A 5,862-nucleotide genomic window follows, 5' to 3' on the forward strand; every position below is an offset into this window, starting at 1 on the left:
GGGTGTGGGGACCCAGTGCGCGGCTGAGGTCTTGCGGGTCAAGGGGTCTTAGCGGGTTGTCCGCGTAGTGCACGGTGTACTCGAGTTCCACGCCCAGCAGGCGCGGCGGCCCGTGTTTGAAGCACACCGACGCTACGTAGGCTTCACCGGCGGCGCGATCCGAGATGATCTTCGCCGACTGCTCGGCGACTCTCGGGGCACTGCCGGCACACCCGGATACGTGGCGAACGGCTGTCATGTCACACCTGTCCAATCGGTGAGAGCACTTGCTGTCGGACGCTACACGCGCGGTACGACAATTTCAGGGTTCGAGGACGCGACACAGTACGTACGTACGGATTGCGTAAGAACTACCGCGGGTGACAGGATCAGGGAATGCCACGGGTCAGTCAGGATCATCTCGACGCGCGACGTCGCCAGATTCTCGACGGCTCACGCGTGTGCTTCGCCCGTTACGGCTACGAGGGTGCCACGGTCCGGCGCCTGGAGGAAGCCACCGGGCTCTCCCGCGGCGCGATCTTCCACCACTTCCGTGACAAGGAGTCGTTGTTCCTCGCCCTCGCGGAGGAGGACGCGGCGCGGATGGCCGACGTCGTCGCCGCGCAGGGGCTCGTGCAGGTGATGCGCGATCTGCTCGCCGGCGGCAGCGAGCACCCGGCGGACTGGCTGGGCACGCGGCTGGAGGTTTCGCGGCGGCTGCGCACGGATCCGGAGTTCCGCGGCCGCTGGGCCGAACGTTCGCAGCAGCTCACCGCCGCCACGCGCGCCCGCCTGCTGCGGCAGCGCGAAGCCGGAAACCTGCGCGACGACGTGGATGTCGGCGTGCTGACGTCGTATCTGGAGCTGGTACTGGAGGGGCTGGTGTCGCATCTGGCGATGGGGCTGCCCGCCGACGACATGGGGCCCGTGCTCGATCTCGTCGAGGAAAGTGTGCGGCGGCACCGGGTTCGGGCATCATTGGACTCGTGAACCTGCTCGACGCGCACGCCGAAGGCCTCCGCGAGTTCGACGAAGCCGTGCACCGGATCCGGCCCGGTCAGTGGGACGCGCCCACGCCCTGCGCCGACTGGACGGTGCGGGATCTGCTCAACCACCTCGTTTCCGAGCAGCTGTGGGTGCCGCATCTGCTGGGCGGGCAGACGCTCGCCGAGGTCGGCGACCGCTACGACGGGGACGTGCTGGGCCAGGATCCCGTGGCGGAGTGGGAAAGCTCCAGCAAGGCGGCGCGCGCGGCGTGGACCGAGCCGGGCGCGACGGAGCGCGAAGTGGAGCTGTCCTTCGGGCGCAGCCCGGCCACGGAGTACGGCTGGCAGATGACCCTCGACTTCGCCGTCCACGCGTGGGACCTGAGCACGGCTCTCGGCGCAGGCCAGCCGATCACCGAGGAGATCGCCGCGGAACTGCTGCGCGTGTTCCGCCCGCAGATCGAGCGCTGGCAAGGGATCGGCATCTTCGCCCCGCCGGTGCCGGTGCCCGCGGGCTCCCCCGCGACGGTGGAACTGATCGCGTTGACGGGCCGCGAACCGGGCTGAAACCCCCGCGCCGTCAGGGTTTCGCCAGGAGCGCGACGAGCAGGTCGAGCCGCCGGCCTGCGAAGGCGGGCCGCAGGCGGCCGTCGCGGTTCAGCGTGACGAGGCCGTGCAACGCGCTCCACGCCACCTCAGTACGCGTCTCGCTGTCCGGGCCCGCCGAGAACACCGCCAGCATTTCCCCGAAAGCCGCGCGAAGCGGCTCGGGCGCTTCCGGCGTGCCGAACGGAAGCTGGGTTTCGCGCGCGAAGACAGCGTCGTAGAGCACGGGGTTTGCGTCGGCGAAATCCACGTACGCCCGCACGACGGCCTCGAGCGCTTCGCCGTCCGGCGCCTCCGCGCGCGCCTTCTGCAGGACGGACGCCAGCTCGGCGATGCCGTCCAGCGCGACGGCCTCGACGATCGCGTCCTTGCCCTTGAAATGGCTGTACAGCACGGGCTGGCTGTACTCGATCTCGTCGGCGAGGCGCCGGGTGGTCACGGCCTCCCAGCCCTCCGCCTCGGCCAGCCGGCGCGCGGTGTCGATGATCAGCCGGTGCCGCTGGGCTCGTTCGCGCTCTCGGCGTTCCTGGACGGGCATCACCCGATCCTAGCAACGCTAGACGGCCGAGCGCGACTCGGCGGGAACGAACCGGGGCCCGCGGGCGTTGGTGTCGGTGATCACCGGTGACCCGGACATACCGGCCGTGCGGCCGCAGGTCAGGCGGGGCGCCGCTATCATGGACCGCACCGCAGCCGCCCTTTTTGCCAAGGAGTGACCCGCCACCGTGCGCGACGCGCGAACACCTGGTGACAGTACTGAGCCGGGTGGCGAGCCCGGCTCACCCGACCACCATCCGGCCGGTGCTGCCTGATGGACGTGCTGTGGAGCGTTCTCGGCGTACTCGCGTTCCTGCTGCTCACGATCGGCACGGGGCTCGCCGTCGCGGCCGAGTTCTCGCTGACGGCGCTGGAACGCAGCACCATCGAGGCCAACGTCCGTGAAGTCGGCGACCGTCGCTCGAAGACGGTCCGCAAGGCGCATTCGACGCTGTCATACCAGCTGTCCGGCGCGCAGGTCGCGATCACGCTGACCACGCTGGTCACCGGTTACCTCGCGGAGCCGCTGATCGGCAGGCTGGTGCGCCCGCTGCTCACCTCGTTCGGGCTGTCCGACGAAGTCGCCGAGGGCACGTCGCTCGTCGTCGCGCTGCTGCTGGCCACCGCGCTGTCGATGATCCTCGGCGAAATGGTGCCGAAGAACCTCGCGGTGGCGCGCCCGCTGCGGACGGCCCGCGCCGTGATGGGCTACCACTCGCGCTTCTCGGCGCTGTTCAAATGGCTGATCACGCTGATGAACAACAGCGCGAACTGGGTGGTCCGCAAGTTCGGCGTCGAGCCGCAGGAGGAGCTGCGCTCGGCGCGCTCGCCGCAGGAGCTCGGCTCGATCGTGCGCACCAGCGCGGAAAGCGGCACGCTCGACACGTCCACGGCGGAGCTGCTGGACCGGTCGCTGCGCTTCGGCGAGCGCACCGCGGACGAGCTGATGACCCCGCGCGTGCAGGTGGAGTCGCTGACCACCGACGACACGATCAACGACCTGATCGCGATCTCACGGCGCACCGGGTTCTCCCGGTTCCCGGTCTACCGCGAGGATCTCGACGACGTCCAGGGCGCGGTGCACGTGAAGCAGGCGTTCGTGGTGCCCTCGGCCGAGCGCGCCGGGGTCAAGATCGGCTCGGTGATGCGCCCGGTGCCCACCGTGCCCGAGTCGCTGCCAGGGGACGCGCTGCTCTCGCGGCTGCGCGACTCCCGCTTCCAGATCGCGATGGTGGTCGACGAGTACGGCGGCACTGCCGGGCTGGTCACCCTCGAGGACGTGGTCGAGGAGATCATCGGCGATGTCCGTGACGAGCACGACGAGCGGGAGGAGCCCGCGTCCCGCCGGCTCGACCAGGACACCTGGCTGGTGTCCGGCCAGCTGCGCGCGGACGAGATCCGGGAGGTGACCGGGTTCCCGATGCCCGAGGGCGACTACGAAACGGTCGCCGGGCTGCTGCTGGAACACCTCGGCCGGATCCCGTCCGGAGGCGAGTCCGTCGACCTCGGCGGCTGGCGGCTGACCGTGCGCACGATGGACCGGCACCGCATCGCCGAGGTCGGCGTGCACCGGCTGGACCAGCCCGCGAGGGAAGAGGAGCCCGTGCGATGAACGACTGGCTCTCGATCTTCCTCGTCGTACTCCTGTTGCTGGCCAACGCTTTCTTCGTCGGCTCGGAGTTCACGCTGATCTCCTCGCGCCGCGACCGCCTGGAAGCGCTGCTGGACCAGGGCAAGACCCGGGCCCGGATCGTGATCAACGCGAGCAGGCACGTCTCACAGATGCTCGCGGGCGCGCAGCTGGGCATCACCATCTGCTCGCTGCTGCTGGGCCGCCTCGGTGAACCGGCCGTGGCGCACCGGCTCGGCGGGTTCTTCGCACTGCTGCACGTGCCGGACGTGCTGGTGCACACGATCTCGTTCGCGATCGCGCTGGCGTTCATCACCGTGCTGCACGTGCTGATCGGCGAAATGGTGCCGAAAAACCTCGCGATCGCCGACCCGGAGCGGCTCGCGCTGTGGCTGGTGCCGGTGCACGTGGCCTGGGTGAAACTGGCCAACCCGTTCATCTGGCTGCTGAACTTCGTGGCGAACTCCTTGCTGCGCCTGGTGAAAGTGGAGCCGAAGGACGAGCTGGAGACGGCGTACACCTCCACGGAGCTGGCCGAGCTGCTCAGCGAGTCGCGCCGCGAAGGCCTGCTGGAGCAGTCCGAACACGAGCGGCTGAGCCAAACCCTGTCCTCGACGCGCAAGACGGTCGGCGACGTCCTCGTCCCGACCGGCGAGCTGACCACGCTGCCGTGTTTCCCGACGGTCGGCGACGTGGAGCGCGCGGTGTCCGCCACCGGTTTCTCGCGGTACCCGCTGTGCTCGGATTCCGGGGAGCTGCTGGGTTATCTGCACGTGAAGGACGTGCTGGACCAGATCGGCGACGAACCCGGCACGCGCATCGCCACCGACAAGTTCCGCACACTCACGAAACTGTCCACGCACGCGCGGCTCGACCAAGCGCTTTCGGCCATGCGCAAGGACGGGGCGCATCTGGCCCGCGCGCTCGACGCGGACGGCCACGCGGTCGGCGTCGTCGCGCTGGAGGACCTGGTCGAGGAGTACGTCGGCACGGTGCGGGACGGCACGCACGTCGCGGCCTGAGCCGCGGGCATCATGGAAGACGTGCTGGTTCTGGAACAGGAGGAGTGGCGTGCGCTCGAGGAGGCGCACGTCGAGAAGGTGCGCCCGTGGACGAGGGCGTACCAGGAGCGGCGCTCGCGCGGCGAGAAGCACCCGGTACACGATTTCCTGTTCCAGTACTACTCTTTCCGGCCCGCGCACCTGGAACGCTGGCATCCCGGGCCCGGCGTCGCGCTGGCCGGGCCGGAGGCGAAGCGCTTTCTCGAACGCCCCGAGTACCGCGAAGACGACGAAGGCGTCGTGCTCGACGAAGCGGCCTTCACGCCCAAGCGCGCCGACACCACGCGCTACTTCCTGCACCTGCTGGAGTCCACGGCGTCGCGCGCGCCGCGGCTGAGCTGTTTCGGCTTGCACGAGTGGGCCATGGTGTACCGCCAGACGCCGGAACAGGTGCGGCACAACCAACTTCCCCTGCGCCTCGGCTCCGCGGGCACCGACGACGTCGTCGAGGCGCTCGAAATCCGGTGCGGGCACTACGACGCGTACCGCTTCTTCACCGAGCCCGCCCGGCAGCGTAACTCCCTGCAGCCCACGCGCGCCACGCAACCGGCGCTGGAACAACCGGGCTGCCTGCACGCGAACATGGATCTTTACAAGATCAGTTACAAACTGAGCCCCTTTGTCCCGGCGGAACTGATCGCGGACTGCTTCGCGCTGGCCGCCGAGATCCGCGAGCTGGACATGCGCGCCAGTCCTTACGATTTGACAGCCCTCGGCTACCCTCCGGTACCCATCGAAACCCCGGCCGGACGGGCCGAATACGCGCACGCGCAAGGAGAGTTCGCGCGACGCGCCGCACCCCTGCGCGATCGTCTGGTCTCGTTCTGCCACACTTCGCTGGCGATGCGTACGGATTCTTAGATCTTTTCGTTCGTGACACTGTGTTTTACAGAATTTCCACGCGCATCACGTTTTCCTCACGATGTACCCCTGTTAGGGTGAACGCGTTTGACCAACGACCACAAAGAGTTTGGAAGGACCACGATGGGGCGTCATTACAGGGACGAAGAGCCCGCCCCGCGCCGCCCTGAAAGACCCCAGGAGGTGTCTCTTATACACAACT

6 protein-coding genes and 1 pseudogene are annotated in these 5,862 nt (G+C 68.8%); 5 read left to right on the forward strand and 2 right to left on the reverse strand.

Annotation, left to right across the window (positions count from 1 at the left end):
- Positions 1-238, reverse strand: a pseudogene (locus FPZ12_RS45195) (ergothioneine biosynthesis glutamate--cysteine ligase EgtA); the annotation flags it as partial.
- Between the two features lie 137 nt (positions 239-375).
- Here FPZ12_RS45195 and FPZ12_RS45200 point away from each other — a divergent pair.
- Both FPZ12_RS45200 and FPZ12_RS45205 read left to right on the forward strand, forming a co-directional pair.
- Positions 376-969 carry a TetR/AcrR family transcriptional regulator gene (locus tag FPZ12_RS45200; RefSeq protein WP_144762225.1) on the forward strand — a complete coding sequence of 198 codons (594 nt, stop codon included), beginning with the start codon at positions 376-378 and terminating at the stop codon, positions 967-969.
- A complete protein-coding gene (locus tag FPZ12_RS45205; RefSeq protein ID WP_144762222.1) occupies positions 966-1,532 on the forward strand; it encodes a TIGR03086 family metal-binding protein in 567 nt (188 codons plus the stop codon). The genes FPZ12_RS45200 and FPZ12_RS45205 overlap by 4 nt, the downstream gene beginning before the upstream one ends.
- 13 nt (positions 1,533-1,545) lie before the next feature.
- Here the strand turns inward: FPZ12_RS45205 and FPZ12_RS45210 are convergent, their stop codons facing one another.
- A complete protein-coding gene (locus FPZ12_RS45210; protein ID WP_144762219.1) occupies positions 1,546-2,109 on the reverse strand; it encodes a TetR/AcrR family transcriptional regulator in 564 nt (187 codons plus the stop codon).
- 273 nt (positions 2,110-2,382) lie between these two features.
- On the opposite strand from FPZ12_RS45210, the gene FPZ12_RS45215 reads away from it, so the two are divergent.
- Genes FPZ12_RS45215 through FPZ12_RS45225 form a run of 3 tightly spaced genes read left to right on the forward strand, consistent with a single transcriptional unit; the run spans position 2,383 to position 5,660 of the window.
- Complete coding sequence (locus FPZ12_RS45215) at positions 2,383-3,720, forward strand: hemolysin family protein (protein ID WP_166463128.1); 1,338 nt, start codon at positions 2,383-2,385, stop codon at positions 3,718-3,720.
- Entirely contained in the window at positions 3,717-4,760 is a 1,044-nt protein-coding gene (locus FPZ12_RS45220; RefSeq protein WP_144762212.1) for a hemolysin family protein, read from the forward strand. Before FPZ12_RS45215 ends, FPZ12_RS45220 begins: the two co-directional genes overlap by 4 nt.
- 12 nt (positions 4,761-4,772) lie before the next feature.
- Positions 4,773-5,660 (forward strand): 3-methyladenine DNA glycosylase, encoded by an 888-nt coding sequence (locus FPZ12_RS45225; RefSeq protein ID WP_144762209.1) that lies wholly within the window; start codon positions 4,773-4,775, stop codon positions 5,658-5,660.
- The last annotated feature ends 202 nt before the right edge of the window (positions 5,661-5,862 follow it).

Origin of the sequence: Amycolatopsis acidicola (genome assembly GCF_007713735.2) — a bacterium.
GTDB lineage: Bacteria > Actinomycetota > Actinomycetes > Mycobacteriales > Pseudonocardiaceae > Amycolatopsis_E > Amycolatopsis_E acidicola.